The organism is Delftia tsuruhatensis (assembly GCF_903815225.1).
In the GTDB taxonomy this organism is placed as follows: Bacteria; Pseudomonadota; Gammaproteobacteria; order Burkholderiales; family Burkholderiaceae_C; genus Comamonas; species Comamonas tsuruhatensis_A.
Window position 1 is genome coordinate 1,017,208 of record NZ_LR813084.1, and the last position, 22,985, is coordinate 1,040,192.

A 22,985-nucleotide genomic window follows, 5' to 3' on the forward strand; every position below is an offset into this window, starting at 1 on the left:
CCGCGCCCAGCGCGGGATATCCACCGGGGAGCCGCGGTTGCCCGCATGACACCAGGAGCCGCCAGGGGCGGGAAAAACAACTCAACATGCAAGAACACCATTCTGTGGACGTTTCGGCCTTCTTTGCCAGCCCCGAGGGGGCTGAGCTGCGAGCCAGGCTCGCTTCCAATGAAAACGTGCTGGCCCTCGTCCCGGTTGACCTGACCCTGGATATGCGCTTCGGCCAAGGCTGGGTGGTCCTGACCACGCAGCGCCTGCTGGCCCGTGATCCTGCGGGGCAGCAATGGAGTGAGTGGGCACTATCTGTTGATCAGAGCCTGCGCACGCTCGACCATGGCGGCGTGGGCAATCTCGAATTGCACGGCCCGGATGCGCGGCTGGGCCTGTGGCGCTTCACGCTGCGCCACCAGGCTGCCGTGCTGCACCTGCTCCAGCAATTCGACCACCAGCGCGAGCGCCTGGCGCGGGGCGAGGATTTCGACGATCCCGAGGACGACGTGCCGCGCTGCCCGGCCTGCCAGGCCGAGCTGCCGCCCGAAGCCGAGGAATGCCCGGCCTGTGCGCGCCAGCAGGGGCCGCAGACCTCCACCTGGGTGCTGTTGCGGCTGTGGCGCTTCGCCCGTCCCTACCGGCACCAGCTGCTGCTGGGCTTCTTGCTGACGCTGGCCTCCACGGGTGCCACCCTGGTGGCGCCCTACCTGACGATTCCCATCGTGGACAAGATCCTGATCCCGTTCCAGAACGGGCAGCAGATCGACAGCGGCCTCGTGGTTTTCTATCTGAGCGGCCTGCTGCTGTCGGCCCTGGTGGCCTGGGGCCTGGGCTGGGCACGCACCTTCGTGCTGGCCAAGGTGTCCGAGCGCATCGGCTCGGACCTGCGCACCACCACCTACAACCACCTGCTGACGCTTTCGCTGGACTACTACGGCAGCAAGCGCACGGGTGATCTGATGGCGCGCATCGGGGCGGAAACAGATCGCATCAATTTGTTTCTATCCTTGAATGCGCTGGATTTCGCCACCGATGTGCTGATGATCGTGATGACCTCGGTCATCCTGTTCTCCATCAATCCGTGGCTGGCGCTGGTCACCCTGGTGCCGCTGCCCTTCATCGCCTGGATGATCCACCTGGTGCGCGACCGCCTGCGCACGGGCTTCGAGAAGATCGACCGCGTCTGGTCCGAGGTCACCAACGTGCTGGCCGACACCATTCCCGGCATCCGCGTGGTCAAGGCCTTCGCCCAGGAAAAGCGCGAGGCCGATCGCTTCGCCCAGGCCAACCTGGTCAACCTGCAGGCCAATGACAAGGTCAACAAGACCTGGTCGCTGTTCACGCCCACGGTCACCCTGCTGACCGAGATCGGCCTGCTCGTGGTCTGGGGCTTCGGCATCTGGCTGGTGGCCGGTGGCCAGATCACGGTCGGTATCCTCACGGCCTTCATCGCCTATATCGGGCGCTTCTACAGCCGGCTGGATTCGATGAGCCGCATCGTCTCGGTCACGCAGAAGGCGGCGGCCGGCGCCAAGCGCATCTTCGACATCCTCGACCATGTGAGCAACGTGCCCGATCCGGTCAACCCGGTCAGGCTGCAGCGCGTGCAGGGTGCGATCACCCTGGACAACCTGACCTTCCGCTATGGCAGCCGCGCCGTCATCAAGCACCTGGATCTGCAGATACGCCCGGGCGAAATGATTGGCCTGGTGGGGCACAGCGGCTCGGGCAAGAGCACCCTGGTCAACCTGATCAGCCGCTTTTATGACGTCAGCGAGGGCTCGATACAGCTGGACGGTGTGGACATCCGCCGGCTCAAGGTCTCGGACTTCCGCAGCAACATCGGCCTGGTGCTGCAGGAGCCCTTCCTGTTCTTCGGCACCATCGCCGAGAACATCGCCTATGGCAAGCCGGACGCCACGCGCGAGGAGATCGTCGCGGCCGCCCGCGCGGCCCATGCCCATGAATTCATCCTGCGCCTGCCGCACGGCTACGACTCCCTGGTCGGCGAGCGCGGCCAGGGCCTGTCGGGCGGCGAGCGCCAGCGCATCTCCATTGCGCGCGCACTGCTGATCGACCCGCGCATCCTGATCCTGGACGAGGCCACCTCGGCCGTGGACACCGAGACCGAGAAGGAGATCCAGAAGGCGCTGGACAACCTGGTGCAGGGCCGCACCACGATCGCCATCGCCCACCGCCTGTCCACGCTGCGCAAGGCCGATCGCCTGGTGGTGATGGACCGGGGCGAGATCGTGGAAGTGGGCCCTCACGACGAATTGATGGAGAAGCAGGGTGCCTACTGGCGCCTGTACCAGGCCCAGGCGCGCCGCGCCGAGGAAGACGCCCAGGCCGCTGGCCTGACCCTGGCCACGACCAAGGAATAAGCCATGTCCAACACTTCCCATTCCGATCTGGCCCGGATCCTTGTCGAGCGCAATACCCATGGCCGCCTGGTCCTGACCCTGGCCGACGGCACGCGCCATGAGGCCGTGGTACCCGTGCGCGCCTTTCCGATCGCGGCGCCCGAGGAAGGTCTGTCCCTGGTGGCGGCCGATGGCAAGGAGGCGCTGTGGGTGGACCGCATGGACCACCTGCCCGCGCAGGCGCGTGCGCTGATCGAGCAAGACCTGGCCGTGCGCGAGTTCGTGCCCGTGATCCGTCGCATCCACAAGGTGTCGGGCTTTTCCACGCCCAGCACCTGGGACCTGGAGACCGACCGGGGTCCGGTGCAACTGGTACTCAAGGCCGAAGAGGACATCCGGCGCCTGTCGGGCCGCACCCACCTGCTGATCACCAGCCAGGATGGCGTGCAGTTCAGCGTGCCCGACAGCACGGCACTGGACCGGACCTCGCGCAAGCTGCTGGAGCGATTCCTTTAGTCGCCTTCCAATTCCAGGGGTTTACCCTTGGTATGGACCCGGTCCGCGGTTTTCTCCAAAAAACCGCTTCAGTTCTTTCAGTGGATGCCGATGATCAGGCGAGGGCGGGGAATTCCCGCCAGCCGCACACATCCAGCAAGAGGGTCGAGCCATGCCAATTCCACCTGTTGACCGATCGCCCATACCGTGGCGCCCGCAGAGTGCCGATCTGTATTCCACCGGTGCATCGGGCGCGGTGCCCGTGCGCCCCGTGAACGCCGCCAACCCCGTCGAGTCCACGGACCGCATCGGCGAGGGCCGAGTGGTGCGCGACCCCGAAAAACCTTCAGTCGTGGACCAGGAAAACCGTGACTGGACGCTGGCCGAGGAGATCAAGCAGAAGGAAGAGGCCGAAGAGCCGCCCAAGGAGCCGATCTCCAAGCAGCTCATCGAGTTCATCCAGTCCATGTGGCGCGCCAGTGCCATGGCCGTGGAGCAGGCGGAGGAACTGAGCAAGGCCGACAACCTCGCGCGCAACAAGCAGCAGGTGCGCGAGGAGCCCCTGACCTATTCGGAACCCAAGGTCAAGCGCACGGGCGGTCTTTGATTGTCAGGGGTATGCGGCTGCTGCCCGCCGGGGAGCGGGTCAGTCCCTTGAGCTATCCGGCCTGGCAGGGGGCTGGGCCGTCGCATGCTCGGCGGCGCGTGCCGCCTCTGCCTTGGCCTTGTCGCGCTCGGCACGGTACTTGACGGCGAAGGCCTTGACCTCGTCGTAGGAGACATAGCCGTCCTTGTCGGTGTCCGCCTCGTCGAAGGCGGCGGCCAGGCGCGGGAACAGGGCCACCTCGGTACGGCTGAGCTTGCCGTCCTTGTTGAAGTCCAGCATCTTGAATTCGCGCTGGGCCTTGATTTCCCCCTTGGTCAGCGGTGCCTGACTGGCGGTGGCCGGCCCGTCGGCCGCCTTGTCTGCCGTATCGGTCGCCTCTGCACGCGCTGCGGGCAGCATGAAGGCGCTGGTCAGCAGGACGGCCAAGGCGGCCTGCAGCAGGGGCGGCCTGCGCAGCAGGGCAGAGCGGTTCATGAGGGGAAAATGCATGGCCTTCATTTGGGCACGAAACCGGCATCTGCAACCCCGGGCGGACCGCCCTTTGCAATTGTTTACTTCGGTGGATCGGCGTCCGGATTGGAGATGCCGCTGCTCACATGGCCTGCCGGCACATGGCGCGCGGCCGAGCTGACGTGGCCGGTCTGGTCGTCGAAGAAAAAGTCCGGCTCGAACTCGCGCAGGAACGGACCCTTTTCAAGGCCGCCGAGGAACATGGCTTCGTCCACAGCGATGTTCCAGCTCATCAGCGTCTGGATGGCCCGCTCATGGGCTGGTGCACTGCGCGCGGTGACCAGTGCGGTGCGCAGGCGCATTCCCGCAGCCCCTGCCTGCTGCAGCCGATGCAGCGCGGCCAGCAGCGGCTTGAATGGCCCGTCGGGAAGAGGTTGCAGTGCCTTGTCGATTTCGTGGCGCTGGAAGGCCGCCAGACCGTGCGTCTGGTAAATGCGTTCGGCTTCGTCGGAGAACAGCACGGCGTCGCCATCGAAAGCGATGCGCACTTCGTTCGGGTGCGCGTCGCTGGCGCGCACGGAGTCGGTGAACACATGGGCTGCGGGATAGCCCAGGCGCAGTGCCTTCGATACGTCCCCGGCGTTGGCGGAAAGAAACAAGTGGGCGCCGAGAGGCCTCAGGTAATTGAATGGCGCCCGGCCCTGGGTGAACACGCCGCGCTCAAGCGCAACCTGCGCTGCGCGCGTGGAGCGGAAGATGCGCATGCCGCTGACCGGGTCGTTGCGTGAGAGCATGACGACCTCCACCCTTTGGTGCTCCGGTTCATTGAAGGCCAGCAGTTTCTTGACCAGGGAGAAGGCCACGCCCGGTCGGGCCGGTACGTCCAGGCGTTCCAACTGCAACCGCATGTATGCCTGGGGGTCACCCGCATCGAACAGCCGGTTCTCCTCCTCGAAGTCGAACAGCGCCCGCGAGGAGATGGCGACGACCAGCTTGTCCTGCAGGCTTACGGGCATGGTGTCTGGCCTTTGCGTTATTTGACGAACTGGTTGAGCTGGATGATGGGCATCAGCACGGCCAGAACGATCAGGGCCACGATCATGCCCATGGCGACGATGAGCAGCGGCTCCAGGATGGTGGCCAGGTGCATGGCGCGGCGCTGGACCTCGGTGGACAGCTGATTGGCCGCGCGCTGGAGCATCACCGGCAACTGGCCGGTCTGCTCGCCCAGGCGCGCGAACATGGCGACCAGCCCGGGAAAGCGTTTTTTCTGCGCCAGGGCCGAGGCCAGGGGCGCGCCCTCGCGCACCAGGGCCAGCGCATCCATGGCGTCGGCGCGCAGTGCGCGGTTGCCCAGGGTCTCGGCCGCGGCCTGCAAGGCCTTGAGGATGGGCACGCCCGCTCCCGCCAGCATGGCCAGGGTGCCCGCGAAGCGCGCCGCGTTGTAGTTGCGTGACAGCCGGCCGATCAGGGGAAGGCGCAGCCACCAGGCATCGAAGCGCTCGCGCAGCACCGGGTTCTTCATGGACAGCCGAAAGCCGATGGCACCCAGCACCAGGGCGCCGAGCATGGCCCACCCATAGCTGCGCACGAAGTCGCTCAGGGCCAGCATGGCCACGGTGAGCCAGGGCAGGGCGCGCTTGGTGCCCGCGAACACGCTGGCGACCTGCGGGACCACGTAGCTGACGAGAAACAGCACGATGACGATGGCCACCAGCGTCACGATGGCCGGATACAGGGCCGCGCCGATGAGCTTGGACTGCAATGCCTGGCGCGATTCCAGGTCGTCGGCCAGCCGCTCCAGCACCTGGCCCAGGCTGCCGCTGGCCTCGCCGGCACCGATCACGGCGCAATAGATGTCGGAGAACTCGCGCGGGTGCTGGGACAGGGCGCGCGCGAAGGTGGAGCCGCCGTTGACCTCGGCGCGCAACGCGGCCACCAGGTGGTGCTGGCGCGGGTCATCGGCCTCCTCGGCCAGGGCCGCCAGGGCACGTTCTATGGGCAGGCCCGAGGCCACCAGGCCCGCCATCTGGCGGGTCCAGACGGCCAGGGCCGTGGCGCCGAACACGGGTCGGGTCAGCCAGCGCGATGCACTGCCTTGCCGGCCCGGCGCGGAGCCCGAGGCCACGACCTCCACGGCCATGGGCACCAGGGACTGGGCCCGCAACTGGCTGCGCGCGGCACGCGCGTTGTCGGCCTCGATCGTGCCCTTGCGGGTCTGACCTTGGGCGTCCAGGGCTTCGAAGGAAAAGGCGGGCATGCGCGGCGGGATCCGGGAAAGGTCGGGAAAGGATGGTGTCCGGGACACGCCATCCGGCGGTCCAACCCCCGATGGTATCCGCTGCCGGTGACGGCTGGATGGCACCACTGCCCGGCGCCGCGTGCGACCGCAGGTTCGTGGCCTCAGGCCGGTTGCGCCGCCAGGTCCGCCTCGTTGAGCTGGATGGCGCGCAGCGAGGCCGGGCGCTCGTGCAGAGGCTGGCCATAGGCGCTGAATTCCGGCAGCGCGGGCAGCAGCTTCATCATCGTGCCCCAGCGCAGGTAGCTGGCCATGAGCACGTCGGCCGCCGTGAACTGGTCGCCGCACAGGTAGCGCTTGCCGGCCACGGCCTGGCGCAGGGTCTGCACGACGTCGTCGTGGCGGCCATAGCCGGCCGACATGGCCTGCTCCGGCGTCTGCTGCTCCAGGTGGCCCTGGCTCTTGGCTGTCATCACCGCCTCGACGGGGCCGGCCAGGAAGAACATCCAGCGGTGGTAGTTGCCGCGCTGCGGGCTGTCCACGGCTGGTGCGAGCTGCTTTGCGGGGAAGATGTCGGCCAGGTAGGCGAGGGTGGCCGCCAGTTCGGTGACCACGATGTCGCCATGCGTCAGTGCCGGCACCTTGCCCATGGGGTTGACGGCCAGGTAGTCTGCGGATTTCATCGAGGTGCCGTATTCCAGCCGCACGGGCTCATACCGGGCGCCACATTCCTCCAGCATCCAGCGCGTGATGACGGCACGCGAGTGCGGGTGGTAGAAAAAGCGCAGAGGCTGGGTCGTGTCGTTCATGAAGGCTCCCATTGGTTTTCAAGGCATGGCGAAGAGGCCATGGGAGTGACTGTAGGAGGACATGCTGACAGTTTTTGTCAGCAGTGGTGTCAGTGGACCTTGTAGCCCAATTGCTGCGACCAGCGCTCGATCAGGCTGCTGCGGCTGCCGGGGTAGCGTTCCTGGAGATCGGTCACGCAACGCACGCGGTCCGCGCGGAAATGCCGGAAGTCCTGGCGCAGCTCGCACCAGGCCGCGAGGATGCGCCGCTGGTCGAAGAAGGCCATGGCAAACGGCCAGACATGCCGTTCCGTGGGCTGGCCTTTCTCGTCGGTGTAGTGCAGCAGCACCTTGTTCTGGCGCCGTATGGCCAGGCGCAGTGCCGCCTGCCAGGGCTCGGTCACGGTGGACTGGCACATGGGCGGCACCAGCAGGCCGCTGGTGTCCACCTCGATGCGCAGCTCCAGCGGCAGCGCGCTGCGGATGCGGTCCAGCGCTGCCGTGGCCGCCTGGGCCAGTTCGGGGTCGGCCTGGTGGCTGGCCCAGCGCGCGCCCAGCAGCAGGGCCTCGAGCTCGTCGGGCGTGAACATCAGCGGCGGCAGCAGGAAGCCGGGCCGCATCTCGTAGCCGATGCCCGGGTCGCCCTCGATGGCGGCGCCCTGCTGGCGCAGGGTGGCGATGTCGCGGTACAGCGTGCGCAGGCTCACGTCCAGCTGGCGGGCGAGCACCGGTCCGGTCTGCGGCAGGCGCGCACGCCGCAGCAGGTCGATGAGCTGCAGCAGCCGGGCCGAGCGGCTCATGCCTCAGCGGCCCATGGCCTGGGCTGTGATCTCCAGCGAGCGCAGGCGCAGGTCGCGGTCATGGACATCGCTGACCAGGATGAGTTCGTCGGCCTCGGTGTCGGCCTGCAGCTTTTGCAGGCGCGTGCGCACCTGGTCCGGCCCGCCGATGGCGGCCACGGCCAGGAAGTCGCCGATGGCGCGGCGCTCCTGCTCGCCGAGCTGGGCCGCGTAGTTCTCCACGGGGCGCGGCAGCAGGCCGCGCCGGCCCGTGATGATGCCCAGCACGCGCTGGTAGGTGCTGCTGGCCAGGTACTCGGCCTCCTCGTCGGTGGGTGCGGCGATCACCGGCGCGCCGACGACCACATAGGGCCTGGCGAGCTGGGCGGAGGGCTTGAACAGGCTGCGGTACAGCTGCACGGCCTGGTAGAGCATGCGTGGCGCGAAGTGCGAGGCGAAGGCGTAGGGCAGGCCCAGGTGCGCGGCCAGCTGGGCCGAGAACAGGCTCGATCCCAGCAGCCAGATCGGCACGTTGGTGCCTGCGCCTGGCGTGGCCACCAGCTTTTGCTCCGGCGTGGCCGGGCCCAGCAGGCGCTGCAGCTCCATCACGTCGCGGGGAAAGTCTTCCTCGGTCTCGACGCGGTCGCGGCGCAGCGCGCGCATGGTGGCGCCATCGGTGCCGGGCGCGCGGCCCAGGCCCAGGTCGATGCGGCCCGGATACAGCTCGGCCAGCGTGCCGAAGGCCTCGGCCACGACCAGGGGCGCATGGTTGGGCAGCATGATCCCGCCGGAACCCACGCGGATCTTCGAGGTGCCTCCCGCGATGTGGCCGATCAGCACGGCCGTGGCCGAGCTGGCGATGCCGGGCATGTTGTGGTGCTCCGCCAGCCAGTAGCGGGCAAAGCCCAGTTCCTCGGCCTTGCGGGCCGTGGCCAGCGCGATGTCCAGGGCCTCGGCCACGGTGCCGCCTTCGCGCACGGCCACGAGGTCGAGCATGGACAGGCGGACTTCATTGAATGATGTCATGGCAGGTTCCAACTTCCAGTTCACGGTGGGGACGGTGCAGGCAGTGCCGCGCCAGGGCGCTGTCTGCGCGGCTCCCGCGCTCAGCTTCTACGCGCCATTTCCCGAGCGCAGGTGATGCCCAGCACCACGCACCAGACCAGGGGCAGGATGGCGGCGGCCAGGTGGTTCTCGCCCTGCTGTATGGCCAGCCAGGACAGGGGCAGGGCCACCAGCGCCGACAGGCGGATGACGCGGCGCAGCTGGCTGGTGGACAGGCGGGATTTGAACCACCACAGGGCGATGTAGCTGATCAGGCTCAGCGTGGCGACCCACAGGAAGAGGTCACCGCCATAGGGAGCGCTCCAGGCGCGCAGGGATTCCAACATGCCGACCATTGTGGCAAAGAGGGATGCCCTGCGCTGCGCAGGGGCAGCCCCCTCAGTCCCGGGTGACGCGCAGCACTTCCTCGGGGGTGGTGATGCCTTCGCGCACCAGGCGCTCGCCGTCCTCGCGCATCAGGCGCATGCCGCCGGCCATGGCCGTGTCGCGGATTTCGGCCTCGCTGGCCTGGCGGTGGATCTGGGCGCGGATGGTGTCATCCACCACCAGCAGCTCGAAAATACCCGTGCGACCCCGATAGCCGCTGGGCTCGCCGGCGTCGATCTTGCGCACCAGGCGCTGGGCCAGCACGCCCAGCAGCGAGGATGACAGCAGGAAGGGCTCCACGCCCATGTCGATCAGGCGCGTGACGGCGCTGGAGGCATCGTTGGTGTGCAGCGTGGCCAGCACCAGGTGGCCCGTCAGCGAGGCCTGGATGGCGATCTGCGCGGTCTCGAAGTCGCGGATCTCGCCGATCATGATCACGTCCGGGTCCTGGCGCAGGATGGCGCGCAGGGCCTTGGCGAAGCTCAGGTCGATCTTGGCATTGACCTGGGTCTGTCCCACGCCCGCCAGCTCGTATTCGATGGGGTCCTCCACCGTCATGATGTTGCTGTGGCTGGCATCCATGCGCGACAGCGCCGCGTACAGCGTGGTGGTCTTGCCCGAGCCCGTGGGACCGGTGACCAGCACGATGCCGTGCGGCTGGGCCGTCAGGTGCGTGAAGCGCCTGAGGGTCTCGCCCTGCATGCCCACGGCTTCGAGGCTGAGCTTGCTCTCGCTCTTGTCCAGCAGGCGCAGCACGGCGCGTTCGCCATGGGCGCTGGGCAGGGTGGAGACCCGCACGTCGATGGCGCGCGTGCCCAGGCGCAGGCTGATGCGGCCGTCCTGGGGCAGGCGCTTTTCGGCGATGTCCAGGTCGGCCATGATCTTCAGGCGCGAGATCAGGGCCGCGTGCAGGGCGCGGTTGGGCTGCACGACTTCGCGCAGGCCGCCGTCCACGCGAAAGCGCACGCTGGAGTGGCGTTCGTAGGGCTCGATGTGGATGTCGCTGGCGCCGTCGCGCGCGGCCTGCGTGAGCAGGGCGTTGAGCATGCGGATGATGGGCGCGTCGTCGGCCGTTTCCAGCAGGTCTTCCACGGCGGGCAGCTCCTGCATCATGCGCGAGAGGTCGGCATCGGACTCGACTTCGCTGACCACCAGGGCCGCGCTGGATTCGCCCTGGGAGTAGGCGGCGCTGATGCGGTGGGCCAGGGTGCCGGCGTCCAGCATCTGCCAACGCTGCACCGCATGCTTGCGCTGCACCTCGGAGACGGCCTGCCAGTCGGGGGCGGGGCCGTGCCAGAGCACGGGGTCGTGTCCGTCGTCCTCCACCAGCAGCTGGCTGGTGCGTGCGAACGCGTAGGGCAGGGGATAGCGCATGAACGGCCTTCCTGCCTCAGAGCGCCCCGGGCGCGGCCGGCGCGGGTGCGGCAGGCTGGGTGAAGTCGATCACCTCGTGCCTGGCGCCCGGCACGTTGACGATGGCGGCCGGGTTGTTGAACGAGCCCGGGTCGGGCCTGGGCGTCAGCGTGGGCAGCACGGGCGCGGCATTGACCGAGCGCAGCAGCACATTCTGCTCGGGCTGCAGGCCTTGCTGCTGGGCGCGGATGGCTTCGTAGCGGTCGGTCGAGACCTGGTTGGTGGCCTCGGCATCGCGCATCACCACGGGGCGCAGGAACACCATCAGGTTGGTCTTGTTGCGCTTGCGGTTGGTGTTGCGGAACAGGTTGCCGACCACGGGAATGTCGCCCAGCAGCGGCACCCGGTCCTCGGCCTGGGAGTAGTTGTCGTCGATCAGGCCGCCGAGCACCACGATGTTGCCGTCCTCGACCAGCACATTGGATTCGATGGAGCGCTTGTTGGTGGTCAGGCCGTTGGTGTCCTTGCGCGTGGATTCGTCCACGGAGGAGACTTCCTGGAACACGGCCAGCTTGACCGTGCCGTTCTCGTTGATCTGCGGGCGCACGCGCAGCATCAGGCCCACGTCCTTGCGTTCGACCGTGGTGAAGGGGTTGACGGTGCCGCCCGTGGAATTGCTGGCGTAGGAGCCCGTGACCATGGGCACGTTCTGGCCCACGATGATGCGCGCCTCCTCGTTGTCCAGCGTCATCAGGTTGGGCGTGGACAGGATGTTGGCATCACCGCTGTTCTGCAGGAAGTTGGCCAGGAAGCCCAGCGTGGTGTTGCCGTTCACGCTCTGCGTGAAGCCGAGGTTGGTGCCGCGCATGCTGGTGACCGTGTCGCCGGTGATGCCGCCCGTGCTCGTGTTGATGCTGCCGTCCTTGTTGAAGGCGTTCAGCAGGCTCAGGATGTTGGCGCCGGCCACGCTGGAGTTGTTGCCAATGCTGCCCAGCACCTTGCCGTTGTTGCTGAGGATGGCCTGCCACTGCACGCCGAACTGGGCCAGGCGGTTGTCCTTGAGCTCGACGATCAGGCTCTCGATCAGCACCTGGGCACGGCGGCCGTCGAGCTTGTCGATCACGGCGCGCAACTGGCGGTAGATGGGGGGCGGGGCCGTGATGATCAGCGAGTTGGTCGAGGGATCGGCCTGGATCATGCCGCCCGTCGAAGGCTGCTGGGCCACGCCCAATGCGCCGCCACCTCCGCCGCTGCCCAGTCCGCCCGAGGAGGAGGATCCCATGCCCATGGAGGCCGTGCCGCTGGCGTCGCGCGAGAGCACGGGCTGCGAGGCAGGCACTGCCGAGATGCCGCCACCTTGCCCTGCCATGGCGCCACCGCCCGGCAGGCCGCCGGCCGTGCCGGCCACGGTGGCCTGCGCGCCGATGGCCGCGCGCAGCGTGGCGGCCAGCGCCACGGCGTCGGCGTTCTTCAGGTAGACCACATGGATGTTGCCCTGGTCGCCTCCGCCATTCATGGCGGGCTGGTCCAGCCGGGCGATCAACGAGCGCACCTGGGCGAGGCGCGCGGGGTTGGCCGCGCGCAGCACGATGGAGTTGCTGCGCGGCTCGGCCATCAGCGAGGTCTTGAAGGCGTTGTCGCTCTGTCCCGGGATATTGGCCGTGGCCGCCATGGCGGCGCCGCCGGCGCCGGCACCGGCCGTGCCGCCTTCGACCAGGCGCGAGACCAGGGCCACCATGTCGGTGGCCACGGCGTGGCGCAGCGGGATGATCTCCACATCGGTGGCGTTGGAGACATCCATGGTCGCCACGATGCGCGAGATGCGCTGCAGGTTGTCCGCGTAGTCGGTGATGACCAGCGAGTTGTTGCCCGGGTTGACGTTGATGGTGTTGTTGGGGCTGATCAGCGGGCGCAGCACGGGAACGAGGTTGGCCGCGTTCTCGTAGTTGAGCTTGAAGATCTGGGTGACGATCTGGCTGCCCGCCGTGCCGCGGGCCGCGCCCACGGCCACCTCGCTGGCCTGCAGCTTGGCATCGGCCTCGGGGATGACCTTGTACAGGCCGGCCGATTCGACGATGGTGAAGCCCTGCAGGCGCAGCGCCGCCAGGAACTGCTGGTAGGCCGTGGCGGGAGGCACGGGCTTGTCGGTCAGCAGCGTGATCTGGCCCTTGACGCGGGGATCGACCACCACGTTGCGGTTGGTGATGGCGCCGATGGCGCGCGAGACGGCCTCGATGTCGGCGCCCGTGAAGTTCAGCGTGACAGGCTCGCCCGGGCGCAGGCTGGGCGGCATGGCGGTCTGCGCCTGGGTGGCACCGGCAGTGCAGGCCAGCATGGCGCTGACGGCCAGGGTGTGCAGGGTGTTGCGCCAGAACGGGGTCGTGTGCTGCTGAGTCATGGATCAACCGAAGGAAATGATGGACCGGGGCCCCTGGCGCCGTCCCAGAATGTTGAGCAGATTGGACAGCGCGGTCTCGCGCTCCGGGCTGGCCGATGCCTCGCCCTGAAAGTGCAGGCGCTGGCCCACCCACTGGCCCTGGCCGCTCAGGCGCAGGTCGCCGGACAGGGTGCTGAGCTGCAGCTGCGGGCTGTCGCCGCCCAGGATGTCCAGCCGGTAGCTGCCCAGCGGGCGCAGCGGCGACAGGCGAGAGGATACGGCCAGTGCCTCCAGGCGGGTGTTCCCCTCGCTGCGCCAGCGGCCCGATTGCCACAGCAGCTGCAGTTGCAGGGCCTGCGTGGCAAGCCGCAACTGGCCTTGCAGGTCCACCGTGTTCCAGGGAGTGCCCAGGCCGGCCAGCAGCGAGGCCGGCCAGCGCGTGTCGCTGTCATGCACCACGGCGCGCAGGCCCTGCAGGCGCGGCAGCAGGTCCAGCACCACGGGGCCGGGCGTGCAGCATTCGCTGCGCAGCTGGATGCGCGCACCGTCGAGGCGCGGGCGCAGCGTCCACTCCAGGCGTGTGGGCAAGGCCGTGCGGTCTCGGCTGCCGGCTCCTGCCGTGAGAACCAGCGAGGCCGAGCCATTCCATACCGTGCCGCGCGGCTGCAGCAGCAGCACCTGGCCCTGGGTGGCCGAGTCCACGCCGCGCGCCAGCCAGGCGGCAGGCGCCCACAGCACCGTGGTCGCCACGAGGCCGCACACAGCCCCGGCCAGCGCCCAGCCGCGCGGAGCGCGCTGGGGTGGGCGAGAGGAGGTAGGGCGGCGCATGCTCAGGAGGTCTTGGACGGGTCGGCCGCCAGGTCCAGCACCAGGCTGCCATCCCAGCGCACGGGGGCGGTGGCGCCGGCAGCGTCCTTGGCCGTGCGCGCCAGTTTCATCTCGGCCGGCACGGCATGGGTGTTGTTGCGTACCTGGGCCAACCAGCGTGCCAGGGCCGGCGCGGGGGCCGCCTTGAGCGTGATCTGGGCTCGGTCGCCGATCCAGTTCAGTTGCGCGGATGCGCCCAGCTCGGCGGTCAGCGAGCTTTGCAGCAGGGCCTTGGCATCGCCGACCACGGGGCGTGCGTTGGCGCGCAACTGCTCGGCCTCGGCCTGCAGCAGCTGCATCTGGCGCAGTTGGCGGTCCGCCTGGGCATGGCGCTCGGGCGCGGTGCGCAGGCTGTGCAGCGCGGGGGCCAGGGCCAGCCACCACAGCAGGGCCAGGCCCAGCACGCCTGCGGCCAGCAGGGCCATGTTCTGTTCGCGTGGCGCAAGCGCGGCCCAGCGGGCGCGCAGCGGTGCCAGCCGTTGGAGCGAGGGGGAGCGCGGGTTCATGGCTGGGCTTCCGTGGCAAGCAGCAGGTCGGCGCCATCGCGCTGCAGGCGCAGGCCACGGCCAGCCAGGCGCTGCTGTGCCTGCTCCAGTGCCTCGGCCTCCAGCGGCACGCCTTTGAGGCGCAGTTGGCGGTCCTGGTAGTCCATGGCCTGGGGCAGCATGCCGGCGGGCAGGGCCTGGGAGGCGGCGGCCAGCAGCGGCTCCAGGTCACCCTCTGTCAGGGCGCCCGAACCTTGGCGCAGCGCGGCGACTTCGCGCTGCATCTGCACGGGGGCATCGATGATGACGGGAATCCGGGGGAAGCTGGTGGACAGCGTGGCGCGCACCTGGGCCTGCTTGGCCGCGATGGCGCGGTTCTCGGTCCAGGCCCAGGCATTGAGGCCCGCCACCTGGGCGAACAGGGCGAGCACGGCGCCCCAGCGTGCGGCCTTCCATTGCGGCGCGCGCCAGAAGCTTTGCCAGCCATCGAGCAGGCGGCGCCGGGCACGGCCGTGGCCGCCAAGGTCCAGGTCGAACTGGGCCAGGTCCCAGGGTTGGGAGCGGGCGGCCAGGCCACGCTGTGCCTCCGTCCACAGGATGACAGGGCGTTGCAGGGATTCGGCGGCACGCGCGAGGGCCGGATCGGCCTGGATGGGCGTCTCGGGCGGCAGGGCCTGCAGCAGGGCTGCCTGGGTGGAGGGATCGACCCTGTCGGTTCCCAGGGGAAGGCAGGCCAGCGAATCCACGCCCGGAACCGTGCCCAGACCGGTGGCCAGCAGCCAGGCCGACTCCGGCGTGCCCACGGCCCACAGCTGGGGCACGGACTGGGGCGGACATTCGGGCACGATGCGTCCCACGGGCCGGCCCGCAGCCTCCAGTGCCTGGAGGTGGGCGTGCAGCCAGGCCTTGTCGCAGGCGGCGACCCAGCAGGGCTCGCCCGCGCGCGCCTGCGGTTGCACGGCCAGGTGCAGTTGGGCGGGATCATCGAGCAGGCGCTCTTCCAGCAGTCCGTCGAGCACGGCGCGCAGCCGCGCATGGCCTCGCCGGCTGCCTGTGGGCACGCCCTGGGGCAGGTTGACGAGATGCCATGACAGAGCCTGGTGCGGCACCACGGCCACGGTCTGACCGGCGCGGCCCGGGTCGGGCAGCAGACCGGGCGCGGAATGGCCATGCCGGTCGGCGTGCAGGCCATCGCTGCTGAGCGCGTAGGCGTATTCGCCGACGGAGCCCGCAGGCAGGTGAAGAATCAAGGTGCTCATGGGCGGAACCGGGCATTGTAGAGGGCGAGTGTGACAATCATCTGTCACTGCGCCGGGGTTCCGGGCATTCCCCAGTCCCCCCTCTCACGCCAGATGGTAGTCACCAGCATGTTGCTTCGGCGCAACATGGATCGCTCGCTGGCCACGACATCTCCCAGGCGCATGCGGCCGCGCGCCTCGAAGAAGGTGGTGGCGACCGACAGGTTCTGGCCTTCGAACTTCTGCGGAAGCCCCAGGGCATTCGAGGCATCGGCCAGGCTGCGCAGCGGGCGGGAGGCGCGCAACTGCACCAGCTGGCTGGCCTGCGACCAGGTCAGATCCTCCACGCTGGCCCAGATGACCTCGGCACTGGCGGTGTTGAGGTTGACCGGCGTGTTCTCGGGCAGCAGCGTGATGTAGGGCTCCAGGCGCGCGATGACCTCGGGTGGCAGGCCGAGCCAGCCGAGCTGGGCCAGGGTGCGCGGCATCAGGAACTGTGAGCCCTCGCTGGCGCTCGAGGCCGCGCGCAAGGCCTGGACGATTTGCGTGGCATAGGCTGGAGGCAGGTTCAGGCGCTCCAGCAGGCGGGCCAGCGGGCGCAGGCTCTCGGGCTTGTCGGGAGCGGTCAGCAGGTTGCGCAGGTTCAGGCGTGACTGCAGGTCGATGATCTGGCCCGAGAGAAAGGCGTCCTGCATGTCGGCCATCCCGTCGTCGACCTGGCTGACATTGTTCTGCGCCGCCAGAAAGGTGGACAGGCGGGCCTCCTGCAGCGGCACGGCCCAGGGCTCGGCCAGGTGGTCCACCTGGAGGCTGGTGCGCGCATCCTCTGCCAGCACCACGCGCGACCAGTCCAGTGCGCCCAGCAGGATCCAGGCGGCCTGCATGCGGTTGCGCTCGGCGGTCTCCACCTCCACGCTGCGCCACTGCTGCCACAGTGCCGTGGCGGCGAACGTGGCCACCAGGGTGACCGTGAGCATGGCGGCCAGCAGGGCCGCCCCGCGTTGGTGGGGCTGACGAAAGCAGGGTGTGGCGCGGGTCATGAGCGGAGGTTGGAGCGCAGGGGATTGACCCAGTCGATGGTGATGCGTCCCGCGACGGCGCTGTCGGGCGGCAGGGTCAGCTCGACGCGGATGCCGTCGGGAATCGTGGGCAGCTGGGCGGCTCCGGAGGCGCCGCCCGTCGGCGGATTCGGTGCTCCCGTGGCGTTGTCCGAACCGCTGGACTGCGGATTGCTCCAGGCATTGTCCCGGTAGTAGTACAGGCGCCATTGGTCCAGAGGGAGCAGCACGGTCTCGCGGCGGCGCTGGTCGTCGGAGGGGTTGCGTCCCCACTGAGCCGCCTGGGTCCAGGCATCGCGCCACTGGGCCCGCGTGCGCAGCGGTGGCGACTGCCAGCGCAGCCATTGGTCGCGGCCGCCGGTCTGGCGCCGCGCCCAGGCCACCACACGGGCGCCGTCGTCGGTGGCGGCACTGCTTTTGCGGGTCATGCGCAGCACCTGGCCGTCCCAGTCGATGGCCTGCGCATGCTCGAGCGGCATCAGGGCTTCCAGGTCGGCGTTCCATTGCGCGAGCACGGTCTGCAGCACCATCTGCTGGTCATTGCGGGCGCGGATGGCCTCCTGCGCGCGCACCATGCTGTCCAGGCCGCGCCAACTGATCAGGGCCAGCAGCGCCATCACGGCGATGGCCACCAACAACTCGACCAGGGTGAAGCCCCGCGTGCGGGACATGGCGCGCAAGCTCATTCAATACCGCCCGACGATGGTGGATACACGCAGCACCGGATGCTCGGCCGTGACGACCAGGGCATCCACGCGGCGAAAGCTCGGGTTGGGCGTGGGCCGTACGGCGAGCTGAACCTGCAGCTGCCTGCCGCCTTGCTCGCAGGTGACGCTGTTGTCGCCCACGGCAGGCATCTGGCGTGACAGCCGCATGCGCACCAGTTCGTTCTGTGCGCACAGCTGGGCCAGCAACACCTCGGACTGGCGCTCGGCATTGCGCGTCAGCGCCGAAGTGGCCTGCAGGCCCGCCATCAGCGCAATGCCCACGATGCCCAGGGCGACCAATACCTCGATCAGCGTGAAACCGCGCTGCGGGCCCGGCCGGTGGCTTGCTCGTGCAAAGCGCGTCATGGCAGGGACTGCACCGCGAAGGGCCTCAGTCCGTCGGTGGCAACGCGCAGTGCGGGGACGGAGGAATCGCGCAGCGTCAGCGTGACCGACTGCGGCGGCAGCAAGGGCTCGGGGCCGAGGATCAAGGGCGCAGCGGGCTGCGCCTGTACGCCGGGCTGCAGCCATTGCGACGGCAACTGCGCGGCGGCCGGCAGACCCTCGAAGCGAAATCCCTGTGGCATGGGTCGCCAACGCACGGGCGCACCATTGGCCCGCGCCTGGGCGCGCGCCGATTCCAGCAGTGCGGCCAGACGCTCGGCCTCGCGTTCCAGCTGGGCCTGCCCGCTGTCGCGCATCGACAGACTCACGCCTGCCGCTGCCAGGGCCATGATGCTGATCACCACCAGCAGCTCAAGCAGGGTGAAGCCCCGTGCATGCCCCGGGCCGTGGGCTAGATCGTCTGCGTCCGTGCGTGACATGGATGAATGGGTTGGCTGATGTTTCGCCGCCGGGCCGCCCCAAGGCGAAACGCGGCCCCCCCGGGGGGCAGCGACCACACGCAGTGAGGGAGCGTGGGGGCCCGCTTACTGCCAACTGCCGATGTCGGCATCCTTGCCTTCCCCGCCGGCCTGGCCGTCGGCGCCAAAGGACATGACGTCGATGGGGCCCTTGATGCCAGGGTTCAGATACTGATAGGGGCGGCCCCAGGGGTCGTTGGGCAGCTTTTCCAGATAGGGCTTCCAGTTGCCGGGCAGCGGGCCGCTGGTGGGGCGCACGACCAGGGCCTGCAGGCCCTGCTCCGAGGTGGGGTAGCGCTGGTTGTCCAGGCGGTAGAGCTTGAGTGCCTGGGAGATGTTGGTGATGTCGGTGCGGGCCGCCGTGACGCGGGCGTCGTCCGCGCGGTCCAGCACATTGGGCACGATCAGGGCCGCCAGCACGCCGATGATGACCAGGACCACCATCAGCTCGATCAGCGTGAAGCCGCGCTGGAGCGCAGAGCGCGTGGCAGGCAGCGGATGGCGCGAAAGGCCGGTCATGGAACGGTGCAGCAAATTGGACATATCACTCCATCATAATCGCGCGATGGTGACACTTTCATTGAACCGCGGCCAGCCTCGGACCTGGCATGTCAAGGCGGCCACGTTCGTGCTCTGGCTGCTGGCGGCCGGCGTCGTGGCTTTCTGGGCCATGCGCCTGGGCAGCGGCGGCGCGGCACAGTCCGTACCGCCTGCACCCGCCGAGGCGCTGCAGATCGACGCACCCGCCCTGGCGCAGGCCCTGGGCGGCGTGGCGGCGCCGGAGGCGGCGGCACCTGCGGCGGCTTCGGTGGTCGCCCGCTATGCACTCGTCGGCGTGCTGGCCGGCCGCGACAGCGGAGGGGGCGCCGCGGTGATCGCCGTGGGCAACCAGCCGGCCAGGCCTTTCCGCGTAGGGCGTGCCGTGGACGATGGCGTGGTGCTGCAGTCCGTCTCGGCCCGTGAGGCGCGCCTGGGGCCCCGCGTCGACGGCCCGGCTTCGATCACATTGCAACTGCCCCTGCCAGACAAGCGCTGAGCCCTTCGGCGCTCTCAGGAAGGTAGCGCCACCACCATCCAGCTTCCGGGCTCGGGGGCTGGATGTGTCCATTGCGCGGCCCGTGGCGGGGTGTCGCCGTGGCGCATCAGCCATTGCACGCAGCGCGCCACACCTGCATGGGTGATCCAGACGACATCAGGGGGGGCGGCATGATTACCGGCCTGGTTCCTGGCCTGTTGCAGGGCCTGGTCGACCCTGAGCAGCATGGCGGCCAGCGTCTCTCCCCGACCGGGCGCACAGTGGGCCAGATCCGCCGCCCAGGCATCGATGGCCTGGCGGTCTAGCGCCTCCCAGGGCCGTCCCTCCCATTCGCCGAAATCCATTTCCACCAGTCGAGGGTCCGGGGAAACGGTCAGCCCGGGCCGCAAGGCCTTCAGTGCCTGTGCCAGCTGCAGGCACCGGCGCAGTGGTGAATGCAGCACCCGGCAATCGGCGGGCAGGGCGTGGTGCAGTGCCTGCGCCGCATGGGCCGTTGCCTGGGCATCGGCCTGCATGTCGAGCCGGCCGTAGCAGATGCCGGGCTCCACCAGCGGGCGGGCGTGGCGCACCAGCCAGAGCCGAGGGACGCGCGGGGTGCCCGTCATGGCGCATTCCAGCGCATCAGCGCCACGCAGGCGCCCAGCAGCATGGCCAGCTCGCAGGCCTGCTGGGCCGCTCCCAGGCAGTCACCCGTCATGCCGCCCAGGCGGCGGCGCAGCCAGCGCACCATGGCAGCGGTGGCGATCAGGCCGGGCAGGAGCAGGGCAGCCACCAGCAGCAGGCCGGCAGGCGTGGTCGTCAAAGGTCCGATGCCAGGCAGCCAGCACGCAGGCATCAGGGCGGGCAGGCTCCAGAGCAGGGCCGTGGCCAGGCCGCTGGCGCCCAAGGGACGACCGGCCGCATGCAGCGCCTTGGAGGTGGCGGCCTGGCCCAGATAGGGCAGGCACTGCATCAGCGCCAACGGTGCCAGGCGGGACAGGACGTGGATGCCGCACAGCAGCCAGGCCGCCAGTCCCGCATGGACATCGATCAGCAGCGCGACCATGGCGACCTTGGCCAGCAGCGCCATGACCAGGGCCATGGCGCCATAGGCGCCCAGCCGCGAGTCCTTCATGATTTCCAGGGCGCGTTCGGGGGGTACAAAGCCGCCCAGGCCATCGGCCACGTCGGCCAGGCCATCTTCGTGCAGGCCCCCGGTCAGCCACAGCGTGGCGATGGTGGAGGCCACGGCGGCCACCAGCGGCGCCCAGGGGCTGGGTGCCAGCAGCCAGGCCGTGGCCAGCAGCCAGGCGGCGCCCCAGGCGCCGACCAGCCATCCTACGCCCGGCAGGTGGGCGACGCTGGCGCGCTGCAGCTCGGGGCTCCAGCCGGCCCAGGCCGCGATCCGCCCCGTGACCGGGAGGCGGCTGAAGAACTGGACGGCCAGCAGGAAATGGCGCAGGGGCTGCATGGCTGCGTGGCCCGGATGCGTCCTATTTGAGGAACAGCTGGTAGGCCGGGTTCGCGGTTTCCTCGACCCAGGGGTAGCCGAGGTTGTTCAGGAAGGCGTCGAACTTCCTGCCGTCCTTGGCCGGCACCTGCATGCCCACCAGGATGCGGCCGTAGTCGGCGCCCTGGTTGCGGTAGTGGAACAGCGAGATGTTCCAGGTCGGCGCCATCAGGCTCAGGAACTTGAACAGCGCGCCGGGCCGCTCGGGGAAGACGAAGCGCAGCAACCGCTCTTCCTGGGCCAGCGGCGAGTGGCCGCCGACCATGTGGCGCAGGTGCTCCTTGGCCATGTCGTCGAAGGTCAGGTCCAGGGCCTCGAAGCCGTTCTTCTCGAAGTTCCTGGCGATCTTCTCGGATTCGCCGCGTGCCGCCGTGGTCAGGCCCACGAACACATGGGCCTTGCTCTCGTGGCTGATGCGGTAGTTGAACTCGGTCACGTTGCGCTGGCCGCCGGGCAGCTTGCCCACGACCTCGCAAAAGCGCTTGAAGCTGCCGCGCTCTTCGGGGATGGTCACGGCGAACAGGGCCTCGCGCTCCTCGCCCACCTCGGCGCGCTCGGCGACGAAGCGCAGCCGGTCGAAGTTCATGTTGGCGCCGCACAGGATGGCGGCATAGGTCTCGCCCCTGGTCTTGTGCTTGGCGACGTACTGCTTGATCGCGGCCACGGCCAGCGCGCCTGAGGGCTCCACGATGGAGCGCGTGTCCACGAAGATGTCCTTGATGGCGGCGCAGACGGCGTCCGTATCGACCACGACGTAGTCGTCCACCAGGCCCCGGGCGATGCGGAAAGTCTCCTCGCCCACGAGCTTGACGGCCGTGCCGTCGGCGAACAGGCCCACATCGGGCAGTTCCACGCGGTGGCCGGCACGCACGGACTGCAGCATGGCATCCGAATCCTTGGTGTGAACGCCGATTACCTTCACGTCGGGGCGCACGGCCTTGATGTAGTTGGCCACCCCCGAGATCAGTCCGCCGCCGCCGATGGCGACAAAGACGGCATCCAGGTTCGGGCTGCCCAGCTTTTGCAGCTGGCTCAGCATTTCCATGGCGATCGTGCCCTGGCCGGCGATCACATAGGGGTCGTCGAAGGGGTGCACGAAGGTCAGGCCCTGTTCCTTTTGCAGCTTGACGGCGTGCTTGTAGGCATCCGTGTAGCTTTCGCCCGCGAGCACGACTTCGCCCCCCAGCGCCTGCACGGCATCGATCTTGACCTGAGGCGTGGTGGTGGGCATCACGATCACGGCGCGGCAGCCGAGTTTGCGGGCGCCCAGGGATACGCCCTGCGCATGGTTGCCGGCCGAGGCGCAGATCACGCCCTTTTGCAGCTGCTCGGGCGACAGGTGCGCCATCTTGTTGTAGGCGCCGCGCAGCTTGAAGCTGAACACGGGCTGCTGGTCCTCGCGCTTGAGCAGCACCTTGTTGTGCAGGCGGCGGCTCAGTGCCTTGGCGGGCTCCAGGTCCGACTCCACGGCCACGTCGTACACGCGCGCAGTGAGAATCTTGGTCAGGTAGTCGGCGGGGGTCAGAGGGTGGTTCATCGTCGGCGAAGGGCTGGAGTGCTGCAGGCCGGCGCCGGCCTGCCAGGGGGCAGGCGGCCATCATAGGCGCTTGTGGCCGATGTTGCAGTGCAGCGTCCAGTGGGGCCGGGCACGACGAAGGCAAAAAAAAGCCCCAGGCTGTGAAGCCGGGGGCTGAATCCACCAATAGAGGAGGTGGAGGAGACAAATGGTGCGATGCAGTGCGAAGATGCTTCACAATCTGCTGTCCGTTTGAAGAGTGTTCGGGTTAACCCTTCAAGTAACGCTTGGGTGCATTGTATGCCTGTGAAGTGCTGCGTTGCAACAAAATCAGGGTTTTTGTCTAGTTGATGCAAAATAGCAACAGTTTTTTAAGGACGCGACAATGGAATGCACAGTGAGTTGGACAGGCGGCACGACCGGCATGCGCTCGGGCATGGGCTTCGTGGCGGAGACGGGCAGCGGCCACGTGGTCAATATGGACGGGGCGCCCGATGCGGCCCAACCCGCCAACGGCGGCCGGAACCAGGCACCGCGGCCGATGGAGATGCTGCTGGCCGGAGCGGGTGGCTGCACGGCCTATGACGTGGTGCTGATACTCAAGCGCGGCCGCCATGCGGTCAAGGGATGCAGCGTCAAGCTCACCTCCGAGCGGGCGGACACGGATCCCAAGGTGTTCACCAGGATCCACATGCAGTTCACCGTCAGCGGAACGGCCTTGCCCGTGGGGGCCGTGGAGCGGGCCATTGCCATGAGCCATGACAAGTACTGCTCGGCCACCATCATGCTGGGCAAGACGGCCGAGATCACCACGGGATTCGACATCGTCGAGGCCTGAGGTCGGTGGCTCGGA

25 protein-coding genes are annotated in these 22,985 nt (G+C 68.7%); 5 read left to right on the plus strand and 20 right to left on the minus strand.

Annotated features, from left to right (window positions below; translation table 11 throughout):
* Positions 1-86 precede the first annotated feature (86 nt).
* From L1Z78_RS04605 to L1Z78_RS04615, 3 genes are all read left to right on the plus strand, one after another.
* Entirely contained in the window at positions 87-2,375 is a 2,289-nt protein-coding gene (locus L1Z78_RS04605; RefSeq protein WP_234640378.1) for an ABC transporter ATP-binding protein, read from the plus strand.
* Between the two features lie 3 nt (positions 2,376-2,378).
* Positions 2,379-2,870, plus strand: coding sequence for a DUF1854 domain-containing protein (locus tag L1Z78_RS04610; protein WP_234640379.1), 492 nt, complete (start codon positions 2,379-2,381; stop codon positions 2,868-2,870).
* A 151-nt stretch (positions 2,871-3,021) separates the two neighbouring features.
* A complete protein-coding gene (locus L1Z78_RS04615) occupies positions 3,022-3,456 on the plus strand; it encodes a hypothetical protein (RefSeq protein WP_234640380.1) in 435 nt (144 codons plus the stop codon).
* Positions 3,457-3,495: 39 nt separating this feature from the next.
* Here L1Z78_RS04615 and L1Z78_RS04620 read toward each other — a convergent pair whose 3' ends face one another.
* The 17 genes from L1Z78_RS04620 to gspG form a co-directional block, all read right to left on the minus strand.
* Positions 3,496-3,945 (minus strand): EF-hand domain-containing protein, encoded by a 450-nt coding sequence (locus L1Z78_RS04620; RefSeq protein ID WP_234640381.1) that lies wholly within the window; start codon positions 3,943-3,945, stop codon positions 3,496-3,498.
* Between the two features lie 62 nt (positions 3,946-4,007).
* A complete protein-coding gene (locus tag L1Z78_RS04625) occupies positions 4,008-4,922 on the minus strand; it encodes a 5'-nucleotidase (protein ID WP_234640382.1) in 915 nt (304 codons plus the stop codon).
* 17 nt (positions 4,923-4,939) lie between these two features.
* Entirely contained in the window at positions 4,940-6,166 is a 1,227-nt protein-coding gene (gspF, locus tag L1Z78_RS04630) for a type II secretion system inner membrane protein GspF (RefSeq protein WP_234640383.1), read from the minus strand.
* 143 nt (positions 6,167-6,309) lie between these two features.
* The gene (locus L1Z78_RS04635; RefSeq protein WP_234640384.1) at positions 6,310-6,954 is read right to left on the minus strand and encodes a glutathione S-transferase family protein; all 645 of its coding nucleotides are present in this window, start codon (positions 6,952-6,954) and stop codon (positions 6,310-6,312) included.
* Positions 6,955-7,043: 89 nt separating this feature from the next.
* Positions 7,044-7,733 (minus strand): helix-turn-helix transcriptional regulator, encoded by a 690-nt coding sequence (locus tag L1Z78_RS04640; protein ID WP_234640385.1) that lies wholly within the window; start codon positions 7,731-7,733, stop codon positions 7,044-7,046.
* A 3-nt stretch (positions 7,734-7,736) separates the two neighbouring features.
* On the minus strand, positions 7,737-8,738 hold the full coding sequence (locus L1Z78_RS04645; protein ID WP_234640386.1) for an LLM class flavin-dependent oxidoreductase: 1,002 nt from the start codon (positions 8,736-8,738) through the stop codon (positions 7,737-7,739).
* Positions 8,739-8,818: 80 nt separating this feature from the next.
* A complete protein-coding gene (locus tag L1Z78_RS04650) occupies positions 8,819-9,103 on the minus strand; it encodes a hypothetical protein (RefSeq protein ID WP_234640387.1) in 285 nt (94 codons plus the stop codon).
* Positions 9,104-9,155: 52 nt separating this feature from the next.
* On the minus strand, positions 9,156-10,517 hold the full coding sequence (locus tag L1Z78_RS04655) for a GspE/PulE family protein (RefSeq protein WP_234640388.1): 1,362 nt from the start codon (positions 10,515-10,517) through the stop codon (positions 9,156-9,158).
* Positions 10,518-10,533: 16 nt separating this feature from the next.
* Positions 10,534-12,894 (minus strand): type II secretion system secretin GspD, encoded by a 2,361-nt coding sequence (gene gspD / locus L1Z78_RS04660; RefSeq protein ID WP_234640389.1) that lies wholly within the window; start codon positions 12,892-12,894, stop codon positions 10,534-10,536.
* Between the two features lie 3 nt (positions 12,895-12,897).
* The gene (gene gspN / locus L1Z78_RS04665) at positions 12,898-13,701 is read right to left on the minus strand and encodes a type II secretion system protein N (protein WP_234640390.1); all 804 of its coding nucleotides are present in this window, start codon (positions 13,699-13,701) and stop codon (positions 12,898-12,900) included.
* A gap of 2 nt (positions 13,702-13,703) precedes the next feature.
* On the minus strand, positions 13,704-14,246 hold the full coding sequence (gspM, locus tag L1Z78_RS04670; RefSeq protein WP_234640391.1) for a type II secretion system protein GspM: 543 nt from the start codon (positions 14,244-14,246) through the stop codon (positions 13,704-13,706).
* A complete protein-coding gene (gene gspL / locus L1Z78_RS04675) occupies positions 14,243-15,484 on the minus strand; it encodes a type II secretion system protein GspL (RefSeq protein WP_234640392.1) in 1,242 nt (413 codons plus the stop codon). Before gspL ends, gspM begins: the two co-directional genes overlap by 4 nt.
* A gap of 44 nt (positions 15,485-15,528) precedes the next feature.
* Entirely contained in the window at positions 15,529-16,503 is a 975-nt protein-coding gene (gspK, locus tag L1Z78_RS04680) for a type II secretion system minor pseudopilin GspK (protein WP_234640393.1), read from the minus strand.
* Positions 16,500-17,207 carry a prepilin-type N-terminal cleavage/methylation domain-containing protein gene (locus tag L1Z78_RS04685; protein WP_234640394.1) on the minus strand — a complete coding sequence of 236 codons (708 nt, stop codon included), beginning with the start codon at positions 17,205-17,207 and terminating at the stop codon, positions 16,500-16,502. The genes gspK and L1Z78_RS04685 overlap by 4 nt, the downstream gene beginning before the upstream one ends.
* A complete protein-coding gene (gene gspI / locus L1Z78_RS04690; RefSeq protein ID WP_234640395.1) occupies positions 17,208-17,594 on the minus strand; it encodes a type II secretion system minor pseudopilin GspI in 387 nt (128 codons plus the stop codon).
* Positions 17,591-18,052, minus strand: a complete 462-nt coding sequence (locus L1Z78_RS04695) for a GspH/FimT family pseudopilin (RefSeq protein WP_234640396.1) — start codon at positions 18,050-18,052, stop codon at positions 17,591-17,593. Before L1Z78_RS04695 ends, gspI begins: the two co-directional genes overlap by 4 nt.
* Positions 18,053-18,157: 105 nt before the next feature.
* The gene (gene gspG, locus L1Z78_RS04700) at positions 18,158-18,634 is read right to left on the minus strand and encodes a type II secretion system major pseudopilin GspG (RefSeq protein ID WP_418921672.1); all 477 of its coding nucleotides are present in this window, start codon (positions 18,632-18,634) and stop codon (positions 18,158-18,160) included.
* A 22-nt stretch (positions 18,635-18,656) separates the two neighbouring features.
* Between gspG and L1Z78_RS04705 the strand changes: the two genes are divergently transcribed.
* Entirely contained in the window at positions 18,657-19,127 is a 471-nt protein-coding gene (locus tag L1Z78_RS04705; protein ID WP_234640397.1) for a type II secretion system protein N, read from the plus strand.
* A 14-nt stretch (positions 19,128-19,141) separates the two neighbouring features.
* Here L1Z78_RS04705 and L1Z78_RS04710 read toward each other — a convergent pair whose 3' ends face one another.
* From L1Z78_RS04710 to ilvA, 3 genes are read right to left on the minus strand one after another with little or no spacing between them, the layout of a single operon-like run.
* Entirely contained in the window at positions 19,142-19,732 is a 591-nt protein-coding gene (locus L1Z78_RS04710; RefSeq protein WP_234640398.1) for a histidine phosphatase family protein, read from the minus strand.
* Entirely contained in the window at positions 19,729-20,577 is an 849-nt protein-coding gene (locus L1Z78_RS04715; RefSeq protein WP_234640399.1) for an adenosylcobinamide-GDP ribazoletransferase, read from the minus strand. The genes L1Z78_RS04710 and L1Z78_RS04715 overlap by 4 nt, the downstream gene beginning before the upstream one ends.
* A gap of 22 nt (positions 20,578-20,599) precedes the next feature.
* Complete coding sequence (gene ilvA, locus L1Z78_RS04720) at positions 20,600-22,153, minus strand: threonine ammonia-lyase, biosynthetic (RefSeq protein WP_234640400.1); 1,554 nt, start codon at positions 22,151-22,153, stop codon at positions 20,600-20,602.
* Between the two features lie 364 nt (positions 22,154-22,517).
* Here ilvA and L1Z78_RS04725 point away from each other — a divergent pair, with 364 nt between their 5' ends.
* Positions 22,518-22,970, plus strand: coding sequence for an OsmC family protein (locus L1Z78_RS04725; RefSeq protein WP_234640401.1), 453 nt, complete (start codon positions 22,518-22,520; stop codon positions 22,968-22,970).
* Positions 22,971-22,985 lie beyond the last annotated feature (15 nt).

What these genes read in the sequence shown, in the direction of transcription:
- L1Z78_RS04635 (WP_234640384.1), bottom strand. Translation starts at nt 6,954, where the DNA reads ATGAACGACACGACCCAGCCTCTGCGCTTTTTCTACCACCCGCACTCG.
- L1Z78_RS04695 (WP_234640396.1), bottom strand. Translation starts at nt 18,052, where the DNA reads ATGTCACGCACGGACGCAGACGATCTAGCCCACGGCCCGGGGCATGCA.
- ilvA (WP_234640400.1), bottom strand. Translation starts at nt 22,153, where the DNA reads ATGAACCACCCTCTGACCCCCGCCGACTACCTGACCAAGATTCTCACT.
- L1Z78_RS04640 (WP_234640385.1), bottom strand. Translation starts at nt 7,733, where the DNA reads ATGAGCCGCTCGGCCCGGCTGCTGCAGCTCATCGACCTGCTGCGGCGT.
- gspN (WP_234640390.1), bottom strand. Translation starts at nt 13,701, where the DNA reads ATGCGCCGCCCTACCTCCTCTCGCCCACCCCAGCGCGCTCCGCGCGGC.
- L1Z78_RS04605 (WP_234640378.1), top strand. Translation starts at nt 87, where the DNA reads ATGCAAGAACACCATTCTGTGGACGTTTCGGCCTTCTTTGCCAGCCCC.
- L1Z78_RS04710 (WP_234640398.1), bottom strand. Translation starts at nt 19,732, where the DNA reads ATGACGGGCACCCCGCGCGTCCCTCGGCTCTGGCTGGTGCGCCACGCC.
- L1Z78_RS04725 (WP_234640401.1), top strand. Translation starts at nt 22,518, where the DNA reads ATGGAATGCACAGTGAGTTGGACAGGCGGCACGACCGGCATGCGCTCG.
- L1Z78_RS04625 (WP_234640382.1), bottom strand. Translation starts at nt 4,922, where the DNA reads ATGCCCGTAAGCCTGCAGGACAAGCTGGTCGTCGCCATCTCCTCGCGG.
- gspI (WP_234640395.1), bottom strand. Translation starts at nt 17,594, where the DNA reads ATGACGCGCTTTGCACGAGCAAGCCACCGGCCGGGCCCGCAGCGCGGT.
- L1Z78_RS04620 (WP_234640381.1), bottom strand. Translation starts at nt 3,945, where the DNA reads ATGCATTTTCCCCTCATGAACCGCTCTGCCCTGCTGCGCAGGCCGCCC.
- L1Z78_RS04705 (WP_234640397.1), top strand. Translation starts at nt 18,657, where the DNA reads ATGGTGACACTTTCATTGAACCGCGGCCAGCCTCGGACCTGGCATGTC.
- L1Z78_RS04615 (WP_234640380.1), top strand. Translation starts at nt 3,022, where the DNA reads ATGCCAATTCCACCTGTTGACCGATCGCCCATACCGTGGCGCCCGCAG.
- L1Z78_RS04645 (WP_234640386.1), bottom strand. Translation starts at nt 8,738, where the DNA reads ATGACATCATTCAATGAAGTCCGCCTGTCCATGCTCGACCTCGTGGCC.
- L1Z78_RS04650 (WP_234640387.1), bottom strand. Translation starts at nt 9,103, where the DNA reads ATGTTGGAATCCCTGCGCGCCTGGAGCGCTCCCTATGGCGGTGACCTC.
- L1Z78_RS04685 (WP_234640394.1), bottom strand. Translation starts at nt 17,207, where the DNA reads ATGAGCTTGCGCGCCATGTCCCGCACGCGGGGCTTCACCCTGGTCGAG.
- gspD (WP_234640389.1), bottom strand. Translation starts at nt 12,894, where the DNA reads ATGACTCAGCAGCACACGACCCCGTTCTGGCGCAACACCCTGCACACC.
- gspF (WP_234640383.1), bottom strand. Translation starts at nt 6,166, where the DNA reads ATGCCCGCCTTTTCCTTCGAAGCCCTGGACGCCCAAGGTCAGACCCGC.
- gspL (WP_234640392.1), bottom strand. Translation starts at nt 15,484, where the DNA reads ATGAGCACCTTGATTCTTCACCTGCCTGCGGGCTCCGTCGGCGAATAC.
- gspK (WP_234640393.1), bottom strand. Translation starts at nt 16,503, where the DNA reads ATGACCCGCGCCACACCCTGCTTTCGTCAGCCCCACCAACGCGGGGCG.
- L1Z78_RS04610 (WP_234640379.1), top strand. Translation starts at nt 2,379, where the DNA reads ATGTCCAACACTTCCCATTCCGATCTGGCCCGGATCCTTGTCGAGCGC.
- L1Z78_RS04655 (WP_234640388.1), bottom strand. Translation starts at nt 10,517, where the DNA reads ATGCGCTATCCCCTGCCCTACGCGTTCGCACGCACCAGCCAGCTGCTG.
- gspM (WP_234640391.1), bottom strand. Translation starts at nt 14,246, where the DNA reads ATGAACCCGCGCTCCCCCTCGCTCCAACGGCTGGCACCGCTGCGCGCC.
- gspG (WP_418921672.1), bottom strand. Translation starts at nt 18,634, where the DNA reads ATGTCCAATTTGCTGCACCGTTCCATGACCGGCCTTTCGCGCCATCCG.
- L1Z78_RS04715 (WP_234640399.1), bottom strand. Translation starts at nt 20,577, where the DNA reads ATGCAGCCCCTGCGCCATTTCCTGCTGGCCGTCCAGTTCTTCAGCCGC.